General features: G+C 33.3%; 25 protein-coding genes, 1 pseudogene and 1 riboswitch. Of the genes and pseudogenes, 16 read left to right on the forward strand and 10 right to left on the reverse strand.

Annotated features, from left to right (window positions below; genetic code table 11):
- Positions 1-60: 60 nt before the first annotated feature.
- Positions 61-262: riboswitch (cobalamin riboswitch) on the reverse strand.
- Positions 263-820: 558 nt separating this feature from the next.
- The 3 genes from NQQ59_RS03345 to NQQ59_RS03355 all read left to right on the forward strand — a co-directional run bounded on the left by NQQ59_RS03345 (position 821) and on the right by NQQ59_RS03355 (position 2,507).
- Positions 821-1,414 (forward strand): hypothetical protein, encoded by a 594-nt coding sequence (locus NQQ59_RS03345; protein WP_144213607.1) that lies wholly within the window; start codon positions 821-823, stop codon positions 1,412-1,414.
- A 125-nt stretch (positions 1,415-1,539) separates the two neighbouring features.
- Positions 1,540-2,028, forward strand: coding sequence for a GNAT family N-acetyltransferase (locus NQQ59_RS03350; protein ID WP_144213609.1), 489 nt, complete (start codon positions 1,540-1,542; stop codon positions 2,026-2,028).
- The gene (locus tag NQQ59_RS03355) at positions 2,028-2,507 is read left to right on the forward strand and encodes a MarR family winged helix-turn-helix transcriptional regulator (protein WP_144213611.1); all 480 of its coding nucleotides are present in this window, start codon (positions 2,028-2,030) and stop codon (positions 2,505-2,507) included. The genes NQQ59_RS03350 and NQQ59_RS03355 overlap by 1 nt, the downstream gene beginning before the upstream one ends.
- A 36-nt stretch (positions 2,508-2,543) precedes the next feature.
- Here NQQ59_RS03355 and NQQ59_RS03360 read toward each other — a convergent pair whose 3' ends face one another.
- Positions 2,544-2,900: a winged helix-turn-helix transcriptional regulator gene (locus NQQ59_RS03360; protein ID WP_144213613.1), complete on the reverse strand. Its 357-nt coding sequence runs from the start codon at positions 2,898-2,900 to the stop codon at positions 2,544-2,546.
- A 108-nt stretch (positions 2,901-3,008) separates the two neighbouring features.
- On the opposite strand from NQQ59_RS03360, the gene NQQ59_RS03365 reads away from it, so the two are divergent.
- The 4 genes and pseudogenes from NQQ59_RS03365 to NQQ59_RS03375 all read left to right on the forward strand — a co-directional run bounded on the left by NQQ59_RS03365 (position 3,009) and on the right by NQQ59_RS03375 (position 4,886).
- The gene (locus NQQ59_RS03365; RefSeq protein ID WP_144219738.1) at positions 3,009-3,641 is read left to right on the forward strand and encodes an NAD(P)H-dependent oxidoreductase; all 633 of its coding nucleotides are present in this window, start codon (positions 3,009-3,011) and stop codon (positions 3,639-3,641) included.
- A 268-nt stretch (positions 3,642-3,909) separates the two neighbouring features.
- Positions 3,910-4,287: a hypothetical protein gene (locus NQQ59_RS03370; protein ID WP_144213615.1), complete on the forward strand. Its 378-nt coding sequence runs from the start codon at positions 3,910-3,912 to the stop codon at positions 4,285-4,287.
- A 134-nt stretch (positions 4,288-4,421) separates the two neighbouring features.
- Positions 4,422-4,574: pseudogene (locus NQQ59_RS25320) on the forward strand (IS1595 family transposase); the annotation flags it as partial.
- A 39-nt stretch (positions 4,575-4,613) separates the two neighbouring features.
- The gene (locus NQQ59_RS03375; protein WP_257698129.1) at positions 4,614-4,886 is read left to right on the forward strand and encodes a hypothetical protein; all 273 of its coding nucleotides are present in this window, start codon (positions 4,614-4,616) and stop codon (positions 4,884-4,886) included.
- A gap of 87 nt (positions 4,887-4,973) precedes the next feature.
- On the opposite strand, the gene NQQ59_RS03380 is transcribed toward NQQ59_RS03375, so the two are convergent.
- Positions 4,974-5,531: a hypothetical protein gene (locus NQQ59_RS03380; RefSeq protein WP_186296558.1), complete on the reverse strand. Its 558-nt coding sequence runs from the start codon at positions 5,529-5,531 to the stop codon at positions 4,974-4,976.
- 336 nt (positions 5,532-5,867) lie between these two features.
- Between NQQ59_RS03380 and NQQ59_RS03385 the strand changes: the two genes are divergently transcribed.
- The 3 genes from NQQ59_RS03385 (at position 5,868) to NQQ59_RS03395 (ending at position 9,040) form a co-directional block, all read left to right on the forward strand.
- Positions 5,868-6,626 (forward strand): helix-turn-helix transcriptional regulator, encoded by a 759-nt coding sequence (locus NQQ59_RS03385; protein WP_144213619.1) that lies wholly within the window; start codon positions 5,868-5,870, stop codon positions 6,624-6,626.
- A gap of 30 nt (positions 6,627-6,656) precedes the next feature.
- Complete coding sequence (locus NQQ59_RS03390; protein WP_144213621.1) at positions 6,657-7,859, forward strand: FAD-dependent oxidoreductase; 1,203 nt, start codon at positions 6,657-6,659, stop codon at positions 7,857-7,859.
- Positions 7,860-7,975: 116 nt separating this feature from the next.
- Positions 7,976-9,040, forward strand: coding sequence for a BamA/TamA family outer membrane protein (locus NQQ59_RS03395; RefSeq protein WP_144213623.1), 1,065 nt, complete (start codon positions 7,976-7,978; stop codon positions 9,038-9,040).
- A gap of 12 nt (positions 9,041-9,052) precedes the next feature.
- On the opposite strand, the gene NQQ59_RS03400 is transcribed toward NQQ59_RS03395, so the two are convergent.
- From NQQ59_RS03400 to NQQ59_RS03425, 6 genes are all read right to left on the reverse strand, one after another.
- Positions 9,053-9,466 carry a 3-hydroxyacyl-ACP dehydratase FabZ family protein gene (locus NQQ59_RS03400; protein WP_144213625.1) on the reverse strand — a complete coding sequence of 138 codons (414 nt, stop codon included), beginning with the start codon at positions 9,464-9,466 and terminating at the stop codon, positions 9,053-9,055.
- Positions 9,467-10,187: 721 nt separating this feature from the next.
- Complete coding sequence (locus tag NQQ59_RS03405; RefSeq protein WP_144213629.1) at positions 10,188-10,895, reverse strand: LytR/AlgR family response regulator transcription factor; 708 nt, start codon at positions 10,893-10,895, stop codon at positions 10,188-10,190.
- Entirely contained in the window at positions 10,895-12,061 is a 1,167-nt protein-coding gene (locus NQQ59_RS03410) for a sensor histidine kinase (RefSeq protein ID WP_144213631.1), read from the reverse strand. The genes NQQ59_RS03405 and NQQ59_RS03410 overlap by 1 nt, the downstream gene beginning before the upstream one ends.
- Before the next feature lie 46 nt (positions 12,062-12,107).
- On the reverse strand, positions 12,108-12,845 hold the full coding sequence (locus NQQ59_RS03415; protein WP_144213633.1) for a CPBP family intramembrane glutamic endopeptidase: 738 nt from the start codon (positions 12,843-12,845) through the stop codon (positions 12,108-12,110).
- A gap of 308 nt (positions 12,846-13,153) precedes the next feature.
- The gene (locus tag NQQ59_RS03420) at positions 13,154-13,540 is read right to left on the reverse strand and encodes a DoxX family protein (protein WP_144213635.1); all 387 of its coding nucleotides are present in this window, start codon (positions 13,538-13,540) and stop codon (positions 13,154-13,156) included.
- A gap of 142 nt (positions 13,541-13,682) precedes the next feature.
- Positions 13,683-14,696 carry a zinc-binding alcohol dehydrogenase family protein gene (locus tag NQQ59_RS03425; RefSeq protein WP_144213637.1) on the reverse strand — a complete coding sequence of 338 codons (1,014 nt, stop codon included), beginning with the start codon at positions 14,694-14,696 and terminating at the stop codon, positions 13,683-13,685.
- 594 nt (positions 14,697-15,290) lie between these two features.
- Between NQQ59_RS03425 and NQQ59_RS03430 the strand changes: the two genes are divergently transcribed.
- Positions 15,291-15,854: a GNAT family N-acetyltransferase gene (locus NQQ59_RS03430; RefSeq protein ID WP_144213639.1), complete on the forward strand. Its 564-nt coding sequence runs from the start codon at positions 15,291-15,293 to the stop codon at positions 15,852-15,854.
- A gap of 171 nt (positions 15,855-16,025) precedes the next feature.
- Positions 16,026-16,460, forward strand: a complete 435-nt coding sequence (locus NQQ59_RS03435; protein WP_144213641.1) for a DoxX family membrane protein — start codon at positions 16,026-16,028, stop codon at positions 16,458-16,460.
- Positions 16,461-16,536: 76 nt separating this feature from the next.
- On the opposite strand, the gene NQQ59_RS03440 is transcribed toward NQQ59_RS03435, so the two are convergent.
- Together NQQ59_RS03440 and NQQ59_RS03445 are read right to left on the reverse strand one after the other, a co-directional pair.
- Positions 16,537-17,802 (reverse strand): hypothetical protein, encoded by a 1,266-nt coding sequence (locus tag NQQ59_RS03440; protein ID WP_144213643.1) that lies wholly within the window; start codon positions 17,800-17,802, stop codon positions 16,537-16,539.
- A 25-nt stretch (positions 17,803-17,827) separates the two neighbouring features.
- Positions 17,828-20,185: a TonB-dependent receptor plug domain-containing protein gene (locus NQQ59_RS03445; RefSeq protein ID WP_144213645.1), complete on the reverse strand. Its 2,358-nt coding sequence runs from the start codon at positions 20,183-20,185 to the stop codon at positions 17,828-17,830.
- 136 nt (positions 20,186-20,321) lie between these two features.
- Here NQQ59_RS03445 and NQQ59_RS03450 point away from each other — a divergent pair, with 136 nt between their 5' ends.
- The 4 genes from NQQ59_RS03450 to NQQ59_RS03465 all read left to right on the forward strand — a co-directional run bounded on the left by NQQ59_RS03450 (position 20,322) and on the right by NQQ59_RS03465 (position 23,896).
- On the forward strand, positions 20,322-21,314 hold the full coding sequence (locus NQQ59_RS03450) for a helix-turn-helix domain-containing protein (RefSeq protein WP_144213647.1): 993 nt from the start codon (positions 20,322-20,324) through the stop codon (positions 21,312-21,314).
- Positions 21,315-21,560: 246 nt separating this feature from the next.
- Entirely contained in the window at positions 21,561-22,397 is an 837-nt protein-coding gene (locus NQQ59_RS03455; RefSeq protein WP_144213649.1) for a sulfite exporter TauE/SafE family protein, read from the forward strand.
- Positions 22,384-22,791 (forward strand): DUF1634 domain-containing protein, encoded by a 408-nt coding sequence (locus NQQ59_RS03460; protein WP_144213651.1) that lies wholly within the window; start codon positions 22,384-22,386, stop codon positions 22,789-22,791. The genes NQQ59_RS03455 and NQQ59_RS03460 overlap by 14 nt, the downstream gene beginning before the upstream one ends.
- An 82-nt stretch (positions 22,792-22,873) precedes the next feature.
- Positions 22,874-23,896, forward strand: a complete 1,023-nt coding sequence (locus NQQ59_RS03465) for an LLM class flavin-dependent oxidoreductase (RefSeq protein ID WP_144213653.1) — start codon at positions 22,874-22,876, stop codon at positions 23,894-23,896.
- Positions 23,897-23,905: the final 9 nt, after the last annotated feature.

Genomic DNA, 23,905 nt, shown 5'->3' on the forward strand with positions numbered 1-23,905 from the left:
TGACCCCGCTGTAAAACAGCTGGTCATTATCTTTGTCATCAACTTCATACCACGAAAGTTTTAAACTATGTGATCGTGGCAGGTCTCCTGACTTATTCTATCTTTAAACGGCCTTCTCATCCCGAAAATGGAACAATGGCATTAGTAATGTTTAAAGATTTTGTGTAGAACTTACAGTAGCGGGTCTGTTCAGGATTTGCACCTGATTCCCTTTTAACTATTTTTTCATATGAAAAAACAGACCAAAATCAGTCGCAAATATAGGACGCTTTATTGGCTTCACAAACCAAAAATTGCTTTTTTAGCAAATTTAAAGCTACAATTCGCTATGAAAGCCTAATAAATCTAGATTTAATCTGCTTGATTTGCTAAATCTGCGAGAGATTAATTTTTCCCGCAGATTTAGCAGATCAAAGAGATTTTTTTAGTCACGAATTACACTAATTTTCACTAATTTCTTTTTTATTCTTTGAAATGAGATTTGTGAAAATTTGTGAAATTTGCGTTTATACTTTGCTCTAAAGAGAAGAAAAAAAAAATCTGCTAAATCTGCTAAATCTGCGAGAGATTAATTTTTCTCGCAGATTTAGCAGATCAAAGAGATTTTTTTAGCCACGGATTACACGAACTTTCACTAATTTCTTTTTTGTTCTTTTAACTGAATTCGCGGAAATTGGTGTAATTCGTGGCAAACTCGAAAGTTAATTTTTCTACAAATAATCCTTCACAAGGCAATATTTCGGTTTATAAAATGTTTATATAGAAAGATTATGATGCATCTAATCTAAAAAAAAATACCCCTTTTAAATACCACAGAAAAATGAAAAAAATATTTTTGATAATTGCCCTTACCACTTTTTCCATACATGGATTTTCACAGGAATTGAATAGTAAATTCAAAGCCATTCCTGCAAAAGAAGCTAATAAAAAAGAAGTTATTCCGCCAAAAGAAGCAGCTCCAAAGGAAAATCCGCCTGCACCGATAGAAAAACCTGCACCGTTACAAGTTAATCCAGATGAACTTTTCAAGGATACCAACTTATACAAACAAGAAGCAAATGTTGAAGGAATTTTTTATAGAAGAAATCAATTTTTAGGAAACTTCAATACTACTGCAGTGACTTCTACCATTATGTATCGTGATGCGGCTTTTGTGGACGGAGATAAAGTAAAAGTATATTTGAATGACAAAGTTATTGAGCCAGAAGTTTTGTTAAATGGTGATTTTAAAAGCGTTAAAATAAATCTGGAAAAAGGAATCAATAAAATTGATATTGAAGCTTTGAACGAAGGTTTTGCTTCTCCAAATACAGCCGAATTTAAGGTTTATGATGACAAAGGCCAGGTTATTTCGTCAAGCGAATGGAATGTTGGTACAGGTTATAAGGCTGTAATTGTTTTAGTTAAAGAATAATTCTTTTAAAAACAAATTGTAAAAATCATAAAAAAACACTTAAAACTGCTGTCTTCAGCAGTTTTTTGTTTGTATATATGTAGCTAACTACGTAGTTTTGTACTCATATTAAATTCCAGAATAAAATGCAGATTAAGTCCATACAAAATGAGTACGAAAAAGAAATCGTAGATTTGATTTTAAACATTCAACAAAAAGAGTTCAATGTTCCTATAACTCTAGAAGATCAGCCAGATTTACAAGATATTGAAAACTTTTACTTTAAACCAGGTGGTATTTTTCTTGGAGCCTTTATCGATGATCAATTAGTCGGAACAATTGCCTTGGTAAAATTTAATCCAGAAGCTGGTGCTATTAGAAAAATGTTTGTAAAGAAGGAATTCAGAGGTAAAGAATTTCAAATTGCCCAGCAATTATTGGAAAAATTAATCACTTACAGCAAAGAAAACGGTCTTAAAAATTTATATTTAGGCACTGTAACTTTATTGCAGGCTGCTTTACGTTTTTATGAAAAAAATGATTTTATTACGATTCCACAAGAAGCACTTCCAAGTGATTTTCCGTTAATGAAACCTGATAATGTTTTCTGCCAACTCACTTTAAATCCAGCATAATGAATATAATTGACGAAATCGGCATTTTGGCCATATCTACAAGATTACAGCGTCTGAGCGAACAGTTACGAAAAGACGGCGCTCAGATTTATACCTATTTTAATATTGATTTTGAACCCAAATGGTTTCCTGTAATTTACACGTTACACATAAAAGAAATGTTGAGTGTAGTAGAAATCGCCAATGAAATAGGTTATAGCCATCCCTCAACGATTAGTTTATTAAAAGAACTGGAAAAGCAAAAAATAATCAGTTCTAAAAAAGACAAACTGGATGAACGAAAAAGGCTCATTATCTTAACGTCAAAAGGAAAAGAATTAATTGACAAAATGAAACCTGTTTGGGATATTATGAGCAAAACGCTGAACGAAATCACAAATACCCAAAACAATCTTTTAAAAGCTATTGAAGAAGCAGAACAAAATCTAACCCGTCAAGGATTTTTCCAAAGAGCGATAGAACGAAAAAACGAAAACTAATACTGCGACTGTAAACTGCGACCGAGACTGAATACTTTATTCCTTCCCCGTAATCTTTCTTCGATGATTAGCGCCCCATTTAGCCAAAGAATTAATGACTTCTTTTAAAGTATGCCCATATTCTGTAAGCTGATATTCAACCGTTATAGGCTGTGTGTTTAAAACGGTTCGTGTAACCAACTGATTTTCTTCCAGATTCTTTAGTTCACGGCTTAGCATTTTACCCGAAATCCCTTCCACTTCTCTCAATAAATCGGTAAATCGCAACGTATTAAAACACAAAGAAGCGATAATGGCAATTTTCCATCTTCCGTTTAAAATATCCATAGCGTCATGCACCGCTAAAATATGTTTGCTGCATGTTTTTTTATCATGTAAAACCTCTTTTATCATACTGTGTTAGTTAGTTACCTCGATGTTACAGTTACTTTTGGTAATTAGATGACAAAAATACACTTAAAGTCTTTACATTTGAAACATAATTTTAATCACTACAAAGAAATGGCCTTAATAGATGCACTAAAGTGGCGTTATGCTACAAAAAAAATGAACGGACAAGTGGTACCGCAAGAAAAAGTAGACTACATTTTGGAAGCTGCAAAATTAGCTCCTTCTTCTTCAGGACTACAACCATACAAGATTTTTGTCATCACAAACCAAGATTTAAAACAAAAAATCAGAGCGGTAAGTTTTGACCAAAGTCAGATTACAGATGCTTCTCACGTTTTAATCTGGGCTGCCTGGGACGGATATAGCTTAGACAGAATCTCTGCAGTTTTTGACAGAACAATTGCTGAAAGAGGAATTCCTGCAAATGCAATGGACGATTACAAAAAAACACTTTGGGGAATGTACGAACCTCTTGGACAGGAATGGCATGCAAACCACGCTGCAAGACAAGCTTATATTTCTCTTGGAACCGCTGTTGCCGCTGCTGCTGAACAAAAAGTAGATGCTACACCAATGGAAGGTTTTATTCCTGCTGAAGTAGATAAACTTTTAGGCTTAAGCGAACTTGGACTGAAAAGTGTTTTGATTCTTCCACTTGGTTACAGAGACGAAGCAAGCGACTGGTTAGTAAATCTTAAAAAAGTAAGAACGCCACAAGACGAATTTATCACAGAAATTAAGTAAAAAATTATATTTTTTCACTTTGTTAAAAATGCTTCTGAAATTGCTGATTCTGCTTTTTCAGAAGCATTTTTCTTTTAAATATTTCATTTTAAAGCCCTAATGAAATCAAATTCAAAAAATCATAAAACAACATAATATTCCACTCTATTCTTTTTAACATTTCAGCTAAAAAAAGGTACACAAAGCGGATAATTAAATAATAATCTATAATTAATTTTGTCGAATCCAAAACAATTCAATTCTTATACAAAATTAAAATTCTAGCACTATGTCTGATTTTTTAACTCAATTTGGTGAAGACCTAAAAAAAAACGTCCCAGGGTTTATCGCTGTTTCTGTAGCTGAAATCGCTAGCGGTATGTCATACTACTCTCAGTCTGTTGTTGCAGATTTTGATCCTGAATTAGCATCGGCTTATAATCTTGAAGTGGTTAAGGCTAAAATGAATGCTATCAAGGCTCTAAATTTACAAGGTCAGGTTGTTGACAATGTTATGATTACGCTTAGTTCTCAGATACATATTATTGACGTTTCTGACAATCAACAATACTTTATTTATTTAGCTGTAGATTCTACAAAAGCTAACTTAGGTATGACAAAATCGATTTTGAATAAATACAAAAAAGAAATCGCAACAAAACTGTAGTACCCGTATTTTTATTACCCCAACGAGAAGGAATATTCAAATTGAATGTTCCTTTTTTATTTTTTATGCGATACAGTGTTTACTTTTTCTTTAAAAAATTTTATATTTCGGGCTGTAAATGATTAATTGTATAAATGGAGTTACGCGCCTATTTTGAAAAATATCCAGATGAAGCTACCTGCATTGAAGAGCTGAAAAACCAGCGCTTGCAGAATGGCATCATTTGCATTAAATGTGGTCATGACACACACTCTTTTAGACAAAATGATTTAAAATTTCAGTGCAGAAAATGCCGAAACCGCATTAGCTTGCGATCCGGAACGGTGATGGAGAACTCCAATTTACCCATACGTTATTGGATGATTTGCATTGAATTAATGACTCTAACGCACAGAAGAATGTCTATTCTTAAAATCCAGTATTTATTAGGTCATAAGAGATACGAGCCCATCTGGCTAATGGTACAGAAAATACGTCTGGTCATGAAGATGCGAGACGAAAAATACAGATTAAGAGCCTATTCTCAGTTTGATCCCGAATTTCTTCAGAAAATTGATAGACTAGCCATACAAAAGAAAACAAAAAGTGCCTCTGATTAGAGGCACTTTTTGTTTGCAATAACAATTATGAAATTTCAATAGGCAATGGCAATTTTAAATAATAATCAACCATTAACCATCAAACAATTATTTCTTTTTGTTCTTTTTTGCTTTAGTTCTTTTAGCTTTCTTTTTAGCAATTTTTTTCGCTTTTGCTTTATCTTTTGCTTTTTTAGCTTTAGCTTTCTTTTTTGCTTTCGCTTTTAATTTTGCTTTTTTAGCTTTCTCTTTTTTAGCGTCTTTAGCTTTTTCTTTTCTTTTAGCTACTGCTTTTTTCTTTTTCAATTTTTCTTTTTTCTCAGCTAGCTGTTTTTTCTCTTTTTCTTTCATCTTTTTCTTCTTCTTATCGTTTTTAGATTTATCTCCATTTTCTTCAGCAGCGTCTTCTTCTGATGAAACTACTTCTTCTGCTTCTTCAATTTCCTCCCACTCTTCTTCTTCCTTTACCTCTTCTTCTACAACAACAGCTTCTTTTTCAACTGTTTTTCTAGGAGCTCTTTTAGGTTTTGGTTTAGATTCCGGAGTCTCAGTAACTGATTCCGCTTCTTGGTTTTGAGCTGTATTTTGCTCGTTTTCATCAGTAGAGATAACTGTATCTGTATTTACCTCCTGATCGATTTCATTAGTAAGCACTTCTTCTGCCATTATTGTGTTAATTTTAAGAAATTGATTAAATTAATTCTGGACTTTACTAATTTTCAATGTTATTAAATCATTAAATTAACATCAAAAAATAATAAACAAAGATAGATTGAAAAACCTATTCGCCAATGTTAAGTTTTTCATCGAAGCCAAAAACCAATCATAACACGCTAAAATACAACAAATTACCCAATGTTAAGTTTTTACTTCTTAAATTTCAAAAAACAAAGATGCTTTTTCAGACTATCAGAGAGCATTCTGGTTTTAATGAAACAATCCTTTATTTTTAAAATTTCGTCATAAATTCGTTGAAAACATCTCAAAAGCCTTTTCATTTAAATGCAAGAAAATTTAGAATATCATTCAATTCAGCCAAATCCAAGTCTTTCTGATTTTGTGGATAGTTTTTGGTGCATGAAAAATAAATCGGACAAAACCCTAGAAACTGTTGGTTTACCTGATGGAAGAATAGATTTATCTTTAATTCAAACCACCGAAAAACCTTTTCAAATCAGACTTTTGGGATTAGGAACCAAACAATATGAAAAAGGAATAATTCCCGCCAATAGCCTGATATTTGTAATCAGTTTTAAACTTCTGGCTGTTGAATATGTTTTTCATGAAAGTATTACATCCCTTATAAATTCAGGCAAAACTCTTGAAAATGATTTCTGGAATTTCAACAAATCGGATCTAGAAGATTTTGAATTGTTTTGTAAAAAAGCGTCTTTAAAAATAAAGTCTTTATTAATTAAAGAAACAGATTCAAGAAAACAAAAGCTCTTCAGTCTTATTTACAAAACAAACGGAGCATTAACCGTAAAATCGTTTTCTGAACAGTCAGGTTGGAGCAGCCGACAAATAAACCGTTATTTTCAGCATTATTTCGGAATTTCACTAAAAGAATACAGCTCCATTCTTCGTTTTCGCGCTTCATTAGAACATATTGCAAAAGGAAAACTGTTTCCAGAAGAAAATTTTTCAGACCAAACCCATTTCATCAAAGAAGTCAAGAAAATTTCAGGTTCACTACCAAAAGAGCTGTTTCAAAACAAAAATGACCGATTTATACTATTATCCGCTCTTTCTTCAAAATAATTTTGCTGCATAGATTTAAAAACAAAAACTATGCTTTTACACAACAAACAAGTCGCCATTATCGGCGGCGGAATAGGCGGTCTGACTTTAGCCAGACTTTTACAATTACAAAATGTCAATGTGAAAATTTACGAAAGAGACCTTAATTCCGAGGTCCGCGTTCAGGGTTCACCTCTTGATTTACATGAAGATTCTGGCTTAAAAGCCATCAAACAAGCTGGTTTATTAGAAGAATTTTATGCTAATATCCGTCCAAACGCGAGTAAAGCGCGTATTGTAGACAAAGATTTTCAACTGCATTTTGACGAACATATTTATCCTGAGAATGAATTAAAAAACACCTCAAATTCGAATAAAGATTCACTTCAAGACATTTCGAAACCACGTCCAGAAATCGATCGTTCTGTATTGAGAAATATTTTACTGAATTCACTTTTACCTGAAACAACGGTCTGGAACAGTCAATTTCTTTTTATGGAAAAAGAAAACCAAGGCTGGAAAATACATTTTGCGAACGGTACTCAAGCTTATGCCGATCTCGTAATTGCTGCAGATGGAGCAAATTCTAAAGTTCGTCCTTACATAAACACAGAAAAACCGATTTATTCCGGAATTACCCTAATTGAAGGAACTATTTACAATGCAGAAGAAAATGCTCCAAAACTCTTCAAATTTTCAAAAGGCGGAAAAGTACTGAGCTTTGGCAACGAACAAACTCTAATGTATGGCACAAAAGGCGACAAATCTCTTATGTTTCTTTTAAGCAGCAAAATCCCTGAAGATGTAATCTCAAAAGATCATTTAGATCTTAAAGACAATACAACTGTTTATGAATGGTTTAAAAGCAATTATAAAGACTGGAGCACAGAATGGGACGAACTTTTTAAAGCCGAAGAATTGTATTTTATACCTCGTCCACAATATTATTTTTCTCTAAATCAAACCTGGGAAACACAGAAAAACATTGCTATGATTGGCGATGCAGCACACAGAATGCCGCCTTTTGCAGGTAAAGGCGCCAATCTAGCCATGTTGGACGCTTTGGAACTTTCTCAATATCTAACAACCGAAAGCAATTATGATATAAAAACAGCTATTTCTATTTTTGAAAAACGCATGTTAGAAAGAGCTTCCAAAGCAACAAAAGACACTTTAGAAAACAGCGAACAACTCCATTCAAAAGATGCTTTGCAAAAATTAGTTTCTATTTTCAAAAACAAAACACAATCATAATAATTTTAAAATCAATAACTTAATTTAATTTTTCTTAAATTTACAAGTATCGAAAAGCAGCTATTTTCAATATTTACAGGCCGAAATAACAGTTTCACTTCAAATAAATATAAAAAATGAAGCATTTTCTATTCCTACTCTTTTTTACCGCTTTCCTCTCTCCAACTTTTGGACAAAAGAGCAGTGATTCCATTTCCAAAAAGACCAAAGACAAAAAGATAGAATTACGAATAATGCCGTATTTGAGCTACAACAGAAACCTCGAATTTATGTTTGGCGCCATTCCTATGATGATGTATAAAGTCAATCAAAATGACAGTATTTCGCCTAAATCACTGTCAGGATTATCGGCTATTTACACCACAAATAAGTCGTACGCTTTGGCTTTCTTCAATAAATGGTATTTAGATCAAGATAAATGGCGACTAAAATTTTTCTTTTTTACAGGAAATCAGAATTCACAATTTTATGTAGACGATATTGATCAGCCTGATTTTTATGATTACGGAACTAAAACTACTGTTCTGAGCCTTGGTGGACAGCGCAAAATTTTTGGCAAATTTTATGGCGGCCTGTCTTATACCTTTGCTCATTATAACACTACATACCAAAACGACATCAATCCAGCATCGGTTTCTCACAGCAATGCGCTCGTTGTAAACCTGCTTTACGACACAAGAGATGAAGTATATTATCCCACAAAAGGATACAAAATCAAACTAGATTGGTCCAGTTATCCTGATTTTCTGGACAATGATTTGGCTTCTAACCGGATTTCTTTTCAAGCCAATACTTATTTCCCGAACAGAAACGGCAAAGATGTTATTGCAGCCCGTGTCTATGGAAAATTCGGGCTTGGGAATGTAGCATTTGAACAGCAAAGCACCATTGGAGGCATTGATATTCGGGGATATTCCGAAGGAAAATACCGAGGTTCGGGTTTAATGGACATCCAGGGAGAATATCGTTATAATTTTGGAAAAATGGGATTAGTCGGTTTTGCCGGCCTCGCTACCATTTACGGCTCTGATACCCCAAATTTCGACTGGAAACTATATCCTGGAGCTGGAATCGGATATCGCTATAATCCGTTTAAAAAATCGAAATTTAACGTCGGATTAGATGGTGCTGTAGGCAAAGGCGACTGGGGTATTTATTTCAGAATCGGAGAAGCTTTTTAAGTTATTTTGCAATTATTGAAGCTTAACACACAACCATTCTCCCTTTACAATAAGTTTATCTCCTGCAAAAGCTTCGCCTGATTGTTTGATAATTTTTTCGCTTACACGGATATTTTTTACTACGAATTTTACTAGTTTTTCAAACTCAACACCAGCAAAAAATTCAATATTATCCAGACTCACCAAACCAAAAACACCATCAGCAAGACCCAATAATTTTACACCAGCGCCACCACATTGCGCCATTGCTTCGATCAAAATAGTTCCTGGGACGTAATTAAAATCCGGAAAACTTCCTTGTAACCAAGCATCTTCTTGCGTAAAAGTTTTCAATCCGATAATAGTTTCTTTGGTATAAGAGATAATTTCATCAACAAATAAAAACGGAGCTCTGTGTGGAATTAAATCTTCAATTTTCTGAGTCATGATTTATAATTTTCAACAATTTACGAATCTCGAATGAGATAGACAATCTTTTAAATTATATCTCTGTTAAATGCTATTAAATTACAATGAAATCACTAAAAAAGAAAAAAGACTCTAACTCATTTTTTTTCCGCTTTTTTACGCTAAAAATCATCAATAATTTTTCGTAGAAAAAACCTTTTTTTTTTTGAAATTTACATCTCAAAAACAGAACAAAAGGTCTTAAAAACAAATCACAAAAGAAAAAATCTTTCTCAGTTTTAAATATTAAATTTTTAATTTAATAAAAAACACATTAAACACTAATAAACAAATAGTTAAAAAACAACAATAGAAAAAAACTATAGTACAAATTCTGTAAAAAAATGTGTATTTCAAACAAAAAAAATCATTTTAAAGAAAGATTTTCAACTGTAAATTTTGTTCCAATTATTGACTTAAAAAAAATGATTTCTAAAGGCTATTTTGGCCGCAAAAAACTTCGAAAAGAAGCTATTCTCCTCTTCTTGCCTATTTTTAGAGAAATTAGAGCAAATTTTAGCTCTTTTATGCTCAATCAAAGGCTATAATTTAATATGAAAAAAGGAAATGAAATTTGAGCATTTACGAGTTGATTATTAATAAAAAACTTTATAATAATTCACTGAATTTAAACAAATTAAAATAAATAACATAAAGTAAAACCTTAAAATATAAATTTCTAAAAAATCAAGATGTTTTTCTATTTAATTCCAAGCAAATGATACAACTCATCTTTCTTGTTTAAAGCTGCCGAAATGGTTTTTCCGTCAATTAATTCTACAATGTTTCCGTTAAGACTTCTAACCGCTTCCAAATTCAAAATAAAAGATCGTTGAACTCGAAAAAACATCGGAAGTTTTAAAACCTCTTCCATCGATTTTAAAGTTCCCAAAGTGGTATATGAATTTCCGTTGATCACAAACTTCAGATAATCACCTTGTGCTTCGACATAAAGAATTTCTTGCAACAGAATTTTTACCAGCTTCCCTTCTGCTTTTATAAAAATGCGATCCGAATTGATTTGATGAACAGAAGTTGTTTTCTTCAATGAAAGAAATTCCTGTGCCCGATTTACTGCTTTTAAAAAACGATCAAAACGAACAGGCTTTAAAAGATAATCTGCCGCGCCGGTTTCAAATCCGTCTAAAGCAAAATTGCGATGAGCGGTGATGAATATAATCACTGGTGGATTTTTTAGGGATTGTGCCAGTTCTAAACCGGTAAATTTTGGCATTTCAATATCACTAAAAACAATATCAGTCGTATTCTCCTGCAAATACACTAAAGCTTTTGCGGGTTCTCCGAATGAAGCTTTCAGTTCCAGAAATGGGATTTCGGCAATGAAAGATTCTATAATATCTCTTGCAATCGGCTCATCATCGATAACAATGCATTTTAATTTTTCCATTATTTTCTTAAAACTATTTTTAATTCAACTGCAAATGAAGCATCAGATGTATGAACATTTAATTCATAATGATTCGGATACAGCAATTCTAGTCGTTTTTGTGCGTTTTCCAGTCCAATTCCTCCAAAACCATTATTTGACACGTTTCCATCAGAATCATTTCTTAAATCAAACGAAAACGTGCTGTTTTCAATTTTAATATTCAGTTGGATAAACGCGTTTTTACTTTTCAAGCCGTACTTGAAAGCATTTTCGATAAAAGTAAACGTAAGCAAGGGCGCGATGAAAAGTCCTGCAGTTTGGTTTTCCCCTTCTATTTCAATTTGAATATTCACATCATCTGCATATCGCATTTTTTCTAAAGCGATGTAATTTTTGATAAAATCTAATTCCTTCTCCAAACGAACAATTTCAGTATTAGATTCGTACAAAGTGTAACTCATAATATCCGAAAGACTTAGGATTACTTCTGGTGCAAGATTGTCTTTTCTAACCGTCAATCCGTATAAGTTGTTCAGAGTATTAAAAAGCAAATGCGGATTTAACTGTGCTTTCAAAAAGTCTTTTTCGATTTGAATATTCTGAATCTCCAATGCTGTTTTCTCTTTTTCGATTTGAAATTTCTTATGGTACAACTTCGTGATTTCGACCAAAATCTTCGCAAAACAAAATGGCGAAAGCAACGAAATAATTATGATCGTCTGCGAAAGCATTCTTTTTGGAGACACAGCTTCTAAAAATGTCTGATCTGCGCTCATTTTGATTACTCCTTTCAATTCTCCGAAAGTTACTTCAAGTCCTAAGGCATAGTAAAACAATGAAACAAAATAAGTTGTCGCCATCCAGACAAAAATCGAAATCGGAAAAACTAGCAACAAAAGAATTACAATTCGAGCCTTATTGCCTAAAAATAACTTTGGAAGCAAGAAATAAAACAACATGTAAAATACGACCATATTTACAAAAGTCATTCTTAGCGTGAGCAAAACAGCTTCAAAATAAATCAATTTGTACCCGATTACATAACTCAAAAAAAGTAAAACTGAAAATCCAGACCACATCAAAATGTGCAATAAAATTCGATTTCTTTTGGTAAAAAAAAGATCAAAATTTAGCGAAGCAATTTTATCTGAAAAATATCTGGAGGTTGATGTGGTATTTGGCATGTAATCTAAATTGTAAAGCAGTTTCAAATATAACTTTAATTTGGTTTTATAAAATTCTAATCGTTGCATTAATCAAATTAATCGTGTTGTGTCCCAAAACAGCATAAATCAGATTTCCGGAAAAGATTCTTAAAACTCCAACACTAAATGAAGAAATCAAGGTTAGGTAAACCATTGTCATGATATCAAACTTTAAATGTAAATCCTGATCCAAAACGGCGCCGTGGGAAACTCCAAACAAAACAGTCACAATTACAAATGACCATCCAAATTCTATTTCGCGGTATTTCCATGTTGGCGCAAAAGCTTTATTTAAAAGCCATAATGCGATTCCTCTAAAAGCGATTTCTTCTGTTAATCCAGGCATTGTGGCCTGAAAAAGAAAAGTTTCTAAATGGAATGCACTGCCTTTTGGAAACAAAATCAGTTTGAAAATAATATCAAACAAAGTAAACCCGAAGAAAACGAGTAATCCAAATTTGAATTGTGTTTTTGAATTGGTCTGAGTTGTAAATCCGATTTTGATTCTTTCTTCTTTAGAAACCGAAAAAATGATTCCTAAGCCCAATATTAAACTCAGCATCTTTCCCGCCCAATTGAATTTCAAATCCAGAAAATCCAGATTTATCAATTGTTTTCCTGAAACCTGCAAATACACATCGGCAAGAAAATACAAAATAAAAAAACCTAAATATTTCAAATTCGATTTTTCTGACTTGAAATGCGCCATAAAAATAAGCGGCGAGATTAATACGATCCAAAAAAGAGGCGTAAATAGTGACATAATTTTGATTTTTAAGGTTTTAATTTTGATCAAAAGTATTGGCGTCGCTTTAGTTTTTCAAGTGGATTCGGTAGAACACAGAATTTACTCTGTGAAAATATGTTTTTGTCGGATGAATGTTTTTTTTTAACGCAAAGTTCGCAGAGGATTTACGCAGAGAAACGGAAAGTTTGAGTTTAGACATTTTATTTTTTGAGTTCGCAAAGTTTTTTCACTTTGAATAAAACTTAAAACCTCAAACTTGAAACACAAAAAAAAGCTCTAAATCGAAATTTAGAGCTTTTGTATTTAATTTAATGGAAAATGAATTAGTCCCATTTATTGTTTTTAGAAACTGCATATTTTCCTGCTCCTGTGAAGAACAAAGCAAGGGCACCAAAAAAGTAAAGCCCTAATAATTCTAAAGCATAACCTCCGTGGTCACTGATGGTAAAGATTTCCTGAGCGTGAGCTGTTGCAACTGCCACTATACAAGTAACAGCCAAAAGAACTGCAGCAAGTCTGGTTCTGAATCCAATTAGAATTAAAATTGGCGCTAGAACTTCGCCAAGGTAAACGGCATATCCAAATGCTCCCATGTTTTCAACAAGAAATGAAATTCCGTGAATCAGTTTAGAAACTCCATGAAAAAGCATTAGTCCTCCAGTGCTGATACGCAATAGCAATAATCCAAGGTCTGTGTTTTTTGAAATCATAAATAATTTTGTTTAGGTTAAAATTTAAATACAAATTTGGCTTGTAAGGCGACTAAAATACATAAATTTTATCATTCTAAAACCATATTATTTAAAATTGTTCTAAATAGCATTTACAGCTTATCACAGAATCGATTCATATTTAAAACTTAACAGCAATTTTTCCGATTGTCCTTCCAGATTCTAAAAGCTCGTGTGCTTTTTTAAGATTTTCGGCTGTAAGTCCGTTTAAGGTGGTGTTTAAAGTTGTTTTTAGAATTCCATCATCTAATAAATCGGCAACAATATTGAGAATATTATGCTGTTCTACCATATCTTCTGTCTCATACATAGAACGGGTGTACATTAGTTCCCATGAAAAAGAAACGCTTTTGCTTTTCAATTTATTTAAAAGAACCGGTTCACTGCTACCTGTAATAGAAGCAATATGTCCTTGCGGTTTTATTAATTCAACCATTGTGTCCCAATACGCATTGGTATCTACAAAATCGAGAATAAAATCTACGTTTTCAAAACCTGCTGCTTTTACTGAAGCAATCAAATCTTTATGATCTACCACAAAATCGGCTCCTTGCTGTTTACACCATTCAATAGTTTCAGAACGCGACGCTGTTGCAATAACGGTTAATCCTGCTATTTTCTTGGCTAACTGAATTGCAATCGAACCTACTCCGCCGGCACCTCCAATAATCAAAATTGATTTTCCTTTGTCTTTTTCTGGACTTATTCGAATTCGGTCAAAAAGAATTTCCCAAGCTGTTAATGCTGTTAACGGAATTACAGCAGCTTCTTCAACACTTAATGTTTTAGGTTTTCTGCCTACAATTCGTTCGTCTATGATTTGATATTCGGCATTGCTTCCTTGTTTGGTAATATCTCCTGCATAATAAACAGGATCTCCTACTTCAAACAGCGTCACTTCTTGCCCAACTGCCTGCACAATTCCAACGGCATCCCAGCCAATAATTTTTGGAGTTTCTAATATCGTGTCTTTTGCAGCGCTCTGACGAATTTTAAAATCGACTGGATTTACTGAAATCGCATCTATTTTAACTAATAAATCTTTCGGACCTGGAATTGGTTTTATTGCTTCGAATTCGATAAAACTTTCTGGGTTTTCTATGGGTAATGATGTTTTAAATCCTATTGCTTTCATTTCTTTTTTAATGTTTTAATTAAAATATATTACAAATATAAGCCGAGTTAAAATCTTCTGATTGGTATATATTGAGTGTATATTTGTACATCTTCGGCTTTTTTTGTTTCTCTTATATTTTGCAGATTTTCATTAAAGATGTGCTTTTGAATCTGCGTGAAATTTTTTAACACATAGAAACATAGATTTTTTTAAACTTATAAAAGGCTAAAATAAAAACTCGTTTTTACACATAGCTTTGAACTTAAGCCAAACTTTATCATTTTTTTGTTTCACGCAGATTTTGCAGATTATAGCGGATTGAAAAAGATTTTTTTAAGATTTACTTCAATCTTTTGAATCTGCGTGAAATTTTTAAACACATAGAAACATAGAATTTTTGAACTTATAAAAGAGTTCTAATAAAAATTAGTTCAAAGCTATGTTTGTTCAAAATAAGTGAAACGCCTTTAAACGTAAAAGAAAACTATGTTTCTATGTGTTAGAAAAATTAAATTCGTTAAAAAAACACTTTAGAGGAAACGCCTTTAAACGCAAAGAGAAACTATGTTTCTATGTGTTAGAAAAACTAAATTTGCTAAAAAACACTTCGAAATGAATATCAGAAAAGCCAAAATATCAGATTCAAAATATATTGCTCCTATTTTGTTGTTAGCGATGGAAGAGATCATTTATAAATTCATTGCGAAAAAAGATTACGCTGCTGCAAAAGACTTTCTGCAGTATTTTATTGAAAGAGAAAACAATCAATATTCATATGAAAATTGTTTTGTAGCTGAAGAAAACAACGAAATTATTGGAGCTGTAAACATTTACAATGGCGCCGATTTAATTGCATTGCGTACTCCGATTGTGGAATATGTGAGACAAAACCATAATCCTGAATTTGATCCAGAACTGGAAACTCGTGCGGGAGAATTCTACATTGATTCTTTAGGTGTAAATCCAAATTATCAAGGAAAAGGAATCGGTTCCAAAATACTTTTGTTTTTAATTGAGGAATATGTTCATCAAAACAAACAAACTTTAGGTTTATTGGTTGAAGAAGATAATCCGTTGGCAAAAAATCTGTATTTAAAACTGGGGTTTAAAGTAGCTGGTGACAAAACTTTGGTCGGAAAAAAACTGGAACATCTTCAAATCGGTCCTCAATTGTAAAAAGTATTTTAAAATCGTTTTCCTTTATTTTTGGAGGTTTGAATTGCTTTTTATGTATTTTATCGACTATTTTGAACAATTTGGCGATGATTCTGTCGTTATTACCCATAAACCAGACGATTTTGCTTTTTAGAATTTCGTTTAATTATTGAAATAAAATTACCCATTAGAATGAAAAACATAACCATACTGGAAGCAGGTTTAATTTTAAGAATAGTTTTAGCCCTTACGATGCTTTCGGCCGTAGCAGACCGATTTGGAATTTGGGGAGCTCCCGGATCTAACGCTGTCGCGTGGGGAAACTGGGAGAACTTTGTAGTTTACACTCAGACTTTAAATCCTTATGCCAATAAAGCTACTGCGGAAGTATTGGGCGCAATTGCTACTGTTCTGGAAGTCTTACTAAGTCTGCTATTGCTTTTCGGTTTTAAAACCAGAATTGCTGCTTTAGGAACTGCTTTTTTATTGTTTTTCTTCGGTTTTGCAATGGCTGTTTCCGTTTCGGTAAAAGCGCCTTTTGATTATTCGGTTTGGACAAGTGCAGCAGCAGCATTGCTTTTGGCGAACATTGGCAAATCTTCTTTTGCCGTTGACAACAGAATATAAAAAAACAGAAGCGATTTTAAAAAAATCACTTCTGTTAAAAAAATAGTATGAGCTAATATCTAAAGACAGATTTAAATTAGTCTTTGATAATGTTGAATCCTTGAATTCTTCCACTTTCTTTTAGACGGAAAGTTTCTTTTACAACTCCAGTTGCTGGATTGTACTGATTAACTCCGGAGAAACCATCTGTTGTACTGTTTGATAAGAAATAGATTTCTCCATTGTGGAAAAACGGATTTTGTGTTGTGTAGAAATTATCTGGTGGCATGTTTAAACGAGTTGCTTTTTTAGTAACCGCGTCAATTTCGTTCCAGTACCAAACGTCATCTCTGTATTTAACTCCGTGTTGTCCTCCATTGTAGTAAGAAACTGCTCTTGATGGAATCGTAGTATAGATTTTTCCGTTGTGAGCAAAAAGTCTGTTGAATTCTGCAGGGAATTGATATGTTTTCATATCCAATACAAAAGTCGTGTCAAAGTTAACTTCTCCTTTTTTGATTCTAAGAATTTTTGAAGAATACTCAGATGGCTGTGTTTTCATATCACCTACTGAAGCAAAGTATAAATCTCCTGTTACAGCGTCTAAACTCCATAAAACGTGGTCAATAAATACACCTAAATTAGTTGTACCACCCATTTTAGTTACATTTTCTATTTTGTTTGTTGTTAAATCATAAACTGCAATAGCTACTTCTTTAACCACTGGAGTTACCTGCCAGTTTCCTGCCGCTTTATTTCCTAAAAGTAAATCTAAGTATAATTTGTTCTCTCTTTTTGCAATGATCAACTGCCCGATTGACTCCAAAGGCTGTCCCTCTGAAAGTGAAGAAAAATCAATTTCTCCAGTTCTCTCCATTGTAGTCGGGTTGAATTTTTGAAGTTTTAATCCGCCTCTTACCTTATCCCAGTAGTATCCTTCTGTTGGACCAGCTACTAAATAATTGGTTTCGTAAGCATTCGATTGAGATGGTAAAAACCCTTGATCTACCACTTTTCCTGTAGCGTCAAGTCCCATTTTATTGATTCCTTGTTTTGCATTTGATACATCATTTACTTTAAAAAGTGTTTTATCTAATACACTTCCTCCTAAAGAAGATGTTACTTGAAGAAACGGCAATCCTGAAAGATTGATTTCTCTAGATTTATTGTCTTTTAAGGCATAAATACCACCGCTCCAGTTAGCAGAACCATTGTAAATAATCCAAGTTTCGTTTTTTGGTAAAGTATCGTCGTTATTCCCGTTATCGGTGTTGTTGTTATCATCATTGCTGCTGCAAGAAAATAAAAGCATACAAGCAGCTATTCCTGCCAGTACTGAACGAAGTGAGTTGCTTCTTTTCATAGTTAATCTGATTTATTGGTTTTATTTAAAAAAAATTATAAACTAGTTTGAGGTGGAAAGATCTTCCTGGTCGCTGTACATTAAAATTGTCATACAAGCGTACGTCTCCAATATTTCTACATTCTGCAGAAACAGTTATTTTATTACCAGTAAAATGATAGTAAACACCTACATCATTAGAAAACTGACCTAATCTGCCATCTTGCGGAATGATCAATGAAGTTTGAAAATCTTTTACTTCACCAAACAATGGCGGTTCTTGATTTTTTGGAATAGACACCAAGAAAAATCGGTGCGTGTAATTGGCATTCCATGTAAAGTTTAGATTGTCGCCTTTCTTGAAAATATTTCCGAAGTAGGTATTCAACCAAAAGTTTCCAAATAGAAACGGAATATTAGGCACTCTAGAATCGTCCAAATATTTAAATTGTGCTTCTTTTTCTTCTCTTCGAATGTCTTGATACGTTATATTGAATCCAGTATTTAACCATTTTGAAGGAACATAATTGGTTTCAAATTCAAATCCCTTTATATTAGAATTCTCATAATTGATGTATCTGTTAAACGGAATATCAAGCTGCAGGAAAATAATGTCTTTTACTTTTCTATAGAATAAATTTGCAGAAAACGTCAAACTGTTGTTTTCCTTACCAATTGTATATTGTCCGTTTAAGTTTAAATTGTGACTTTTCTCTGGATCAAGATCTAGGTTTTCTTTTACCAGTCTGGCATCTCCAAAAATTTCAAATTCATCTGGAAGACGTGTTGCATATTCATAAGAAAGTTTTACTAAATAACTGTCTTTTACCCATTTTAAACCTCCTAAATAACCAAACTGACTGTCATCTTTTGAAGCTTTCCATGCAAAACCGTAATTATCTGTCGTATAACCCTCTGTATTATAATGGTAATATTTTGCCGCAACGATACTTTCTAACTTCTTATCCACCCATAAAGAACGCCAAGCAAAAGCCATGTTATCTTTTCTATATGTAGCAGGAACTGTAAGTACATCAACGCCATCAATAATCGAAATCGCTCCAAGCGGATCACTTCCTTTTCTTCTTTGCGAATAATACAATTCACTAAATTCTAAAAAGTTACGATCAGACAATTCATATTCCATATTCAATCTTGAGGAAACAAAATTGTATTTCATTCTTTGATTGTTACCCGATCTAATTTCACCAGCTTGTCGATTTTCAGCTATAATATCGCCTAACCAATTGTAACGAACTGTTGTGGTATCAATAAATTTGGTATTGAAATGACTATAATTGGTTAGAAATGCAACTTTCAATTTATCATCAAAAAACTTTTTACGGTAATTGATCATTCCTGTATAGTTCTGTTCTTTAGAAAATGCCTGTCCGTACACATAGCGCATTCCGGCATCGTTTTGAATTTGTTTGTAGAAATCAGAATAAATTAAAGTCAAACGAAGATCATCTGCCCAAGATTTTTCTTTTAATCCAACAAAAGCTTCTCCATAATTGGATCTTGTCATATCATGAAAACGCTTTACATTTCTAAATTCCTCATTTGTTTCATTTTGAATCGGAACATTTACTTTATAATTATTATCAGAATAATTGAAAGAACCGTTAAAACCTCCGTAGAAATTATTTTTATTCTGAAGATAAAGATTAGCTGTAGCCCTGTGTGTATTGAAAGAGGCAACTTCATAAGATACTTCTGCAAAGTTTTTATTTGAAGTTCGCGTTACCAGATTCACTCCGCCTCCCAAAGCATCAGAAGCCAAATAAACAGGCATTACACCTTTATAAATTTCAACTCTGTCCAACATGTTTACCGGAATCGTTCCCAGACTAAAACCATGACCGAAGAGTTCAATCGGAATTCCGTCTTTAAAAATACGCACTGCTTTTCCTTGAAGTCCTCCCAGATTAATCTGCACTTGCGAACCTATGTTTCCGTCGGTTCTTAATTTTACACCCGAAGCCCTGTTTAAATAATCACCAACATCTCCAGCTTTATCATATTGTTTTTTAAAGTCAACTACCTGAACAGAAAATGGTGATTCTTCAATCTGTTTTTTTATACTTTTACTTTGTACAACGACTTCACTTAATTTTGCCAAATCGTCATCTTCAGCATTTAATGTAAATTTGAAATGGTTATCTTTATCACAATCTACAGAAATAGTCTTTTTTAGTTTGATACCATTACTTTTGACCATTTCGATCTGATAGGTTCCCGCTGAAAGCGAAAGTTCTAAAGCACCAGAATTATTGGTGGTTCCCATTGTTTTATTATCAACTAAAACAGTGATTTTGGATAAAGGATTTCCGAGGTTATCTTCAACATGAATAAAAACCGGACAGGCGTTTGCAGAGAAAAGACCAATCAGGAATAAAAACATGAAATTTAATTTGAGTGTCAAGCTGTTTTTATTTAAACTTATTATAAATTATATTTGCACGTGCAAAAGTATTTGATAACTGACGGATGCATTTATGAAAGTGGAAGTATTAATTATGAAATTAGAAGTATAAGGGATGGCATTTAAAATTGATACAAATGATTTTGCTGATTTTCTCGAAACTGATCCAGCCATCAACACTGGTCTTTCAGAAATAGAAATTGAAGATGAAAAGGATATTAAGTTTGTAACACCTAAGGGTGACATTTTATTTCATGAACATTCTATTACTGAAGAATTATCTATTGTGCAGGGAAACTACCAATTGCACGATGATGTATCTATGACAGGAAGAGGAGATTCCTCGCTTTTAGAAATGCATTTTAATCTTTCTAATCAGAAAATAGGCTACATTAATCCAGGCTCTGTAAAAGATTTTGCTGCACCGATGTCAGGCAATATTACCTTTCTTTCTGCAGAAGATAATCACGCCAAAATTGACTTTAAAAAAGATATTATTTACAATACTTTCGACATTCATCTTCCTGTTAATGTTCTCACTAAATACGAAGGAGAATCGAAAGTGATGGATCAGTTTCTAAATAATATTCAGACCAACAACAGTACTGCTTTAGCTAAAGGAGAAATTAAAATTGGCGCCAAGATTTTTAGTGTTATTCAGGATATAAAAAACTGTTTTTACAAAGGTCTTACCCGAAAAATCTATATAGAATCTAAAATTTATGAACTTATAGCTTTAAGTCATCATGATTTAGATCAACAAAAAGAAGCGATCAACCTCAACGGAAGCGATGTCGATAAAATAAAATTTGCTGCACAGCTCATCCGCGAAAATATCGATAATCCTTTTACTATTGTAGAACTGGCGCGTAAAATTGGCGTTAATCAAACCAAACTAAAAGAAGGTTTTAAAACGGTTTTTGGTGACACGGTTTTTGGTTATCTGCAGGAAATCAGAATGAACAATGCCAGACATTATTTAACGGATACTTCTCTTTCTATTCAGGAAATAAGCCTTCTTTCAGGTTATCAAAATGTTTCTAATTTCAGCATCGCTTTTAAAAGAATCTTTGGCTACCCTCCTACTAAGTTGAGACTTAAGGTTTAGTTTTTTAGTTTTCAGTCTCAGTCCCAGTTTTCAGTCTCAGTCGCAGTCTCAGTTTCCAATGTTGGAGGATAGGTTTTCTCAAAATTTTAAATTTTAAAAAACTTTTAAACGAAAGTACAAGATCGCAACTGTCACCAAAAACTGAGACTGCGACTGAAGACCGAGACTAAAAAAATTTTTAAGGTATATTTAAGTTCCTGTCCAAATTTGTATTCGTAAATTAGCAGATACAAAAACATATCTTAAATGACAATACTTACCTTTACGCTAATAATGATTCTGGGAGCCTTTTTAGCAGGCTTTATCGGTTCATTATCAGGCTTGGGCGGGGGGATTATCATCATTCCGCTTCTTACGATTCTACTTGGTGTCGACATTCATTATGCAATTGGAGCTGCTTTGGTTTCTGTAATTGCTACTTCTTCGGGTTCTGCTGCTGCTTATGTAAAAGAAGGAATTACCAATATGCGAATGGGAATTTTTCTCGAAATCGCAACCACAATTGGTGCTGTATGCGGTGCACTTCTTTCTACTGTTGCTCCTACTTCTTTTATTGCCGTTTTATTCGGTTTAACCCTGATTTTCTCTGCTATTAATTCGCTTAGAAAAAAAGAAGAACACATTGTTTTAGAATCTAGTCCTTTGGCTAAAAAACTAAAATTAGACGGAACTTATCCTGCACACAACGGCGAAATTATAAAATACGGAACTAAAAATGTTATTGGCGGTTTCAGTATGATGGGAGTTGCGGGAATGATGTCTGGTTTACTCGGAATTGGTTCTGGAGCTTTTAAAGTAATTGCAATGGACAATATTATGAGAGTTCCTTTCAAGGTTTCTACAACAACCAGTAACTTTATGATGGGAGTTACGGCAATGGCGAGTTCTGTAATCTATATTCAAAAAGGATATATTGAACCTGGAATTTGTATGCCGGTTGTAATCGGTGTTTTGTTTGGAGCAATGGCTGGAGCCAAAATTTTAGTAAAAACAAATCCGAAGAAATTGAGAATCTTTTTTGCCTGCCTGATTTTTGTTTTGGCAGTAAATATGATTTATAACGGACTAAATGGAAAAATCTAATATGACACAAGAAGAAAAATTTGGAGAAAAAGATTTTCAAACCATCATAGGAAACTTACTTCGTTATGGTGTCTGGATTTCGTTATCAGTTGCTTTTATTGGCGGAATTGTTTACTTACTTCACAATGGAAGCCAGATTGAAGATTATTCTGTTTTTAAAGAAAATGACCGCAATATATTTGAAGTAATTGCTATAATTTATAATGGAGCAATTCAGGGAGATGGTGCCTCGTTAATATTTACAGGAATTATTTTGCTTTTCTTAACGCCAGTATTGCGCGTCTTACTATCGTTGTTTTCTTTTTTACTGGAAAAAGATTACCTGTATGTTGGAATTACTTTGATTGTAATTCTGATTATCATTATCAGTATTTCGTTTGGTTTTTCACATTAATATTGCTGTAGGCTATAAGCAGTAAGCTTTAGGCTTTCTAAATGCTTACAGCTTATTGCCTAAAGCTTAAAGCTAAAAAAAAATGGAAATAGGAATAGACAGTTTTGCTTCGGCAATGTATGGCGATAACAATACGTTGAGCAGTGTTGATGCAATGGATCAGCTTTTGGAACGAATTGAACTTGCAGATCAGGTTGGTCTTGATGTTTTCGGAATTGGGGAACATCATAAAAAAGAATTTTTAGATTCTGCCACTGCAGTTATTTTAAGTGCGGCAGCTTCTAGAACAAAAAATATACGTTTAGCAAGTGCTGTTTCAGTTTTAAGTGCTGCAGATCCTGTAAGAGTATATCAAAGTTTTGCAACCTTAGATTTAATTTCTAAAGGAAGAGCCGAAATTGTGGTTGGTCGTGGTTCTTCTATTGAAGCTTACCCCCTTTTTGGATACAATTTAAATGATTATGATGCGCTTTTCAGCGAAAAACTCGATTTATTATTGCAAATTCGTGATAATGAGTTTGTAACGTGGCAAGGAAAATTTCGTCCAGCACTAAATAATCTTCCTATTTATCCGAGAGCAATTCAAGAAAAATTACCTATTTGGCTAGGAGTCGGCGGAACACCTGAATCTTTTATAAGAGCAGGTTCACTTGGTCTTCCGCTAATGGTAGCCGTTATTGGCGGACAAACACATCGTTTTCAACCATTAGTTGATTTGTATCGTGAGGCAGGAAAAGCAGCAGGCTACAAACCAGAAGAGCTAAAAGTCGGATTGCATTCTCCTGGATACGTTGGTACTACAACAGAAAACGCAATCGCTGATTATTATCCCGGTTATGCCGAATTATGGACCAAATTAGGATATGAAAGAGGTTGGCCTCCCGTAACCAAAGGAAAATTTGACGGATTAATTGATGACTTAGGTGTTTTAATTGTTGGTAGTCCGGAACGAGCTGCAGAAAAAATCCTTCGTCACAGTGAAGCACTTGGAGGCGTTGACCGATTTACATTCCAAATGGATAATGCTGGATTGACGCACAAACAACTAATGAACGCTATAGAATTAATCGGAACAAAATTAATTCCTTTGATTAAAAAAGGATAGTTTTCTTTT

This window comes from Flavobacterium panacis, from assembly GCF_024649945.1.
In the GTDB taxonomy this organism is placed as follows: domain Bacteria; phylum Bacteroidota; class Bacteroidia; order Flavobacteriales; family Flavobacteriaceae; genus Flavobacterium; species Flavobacterium panacis.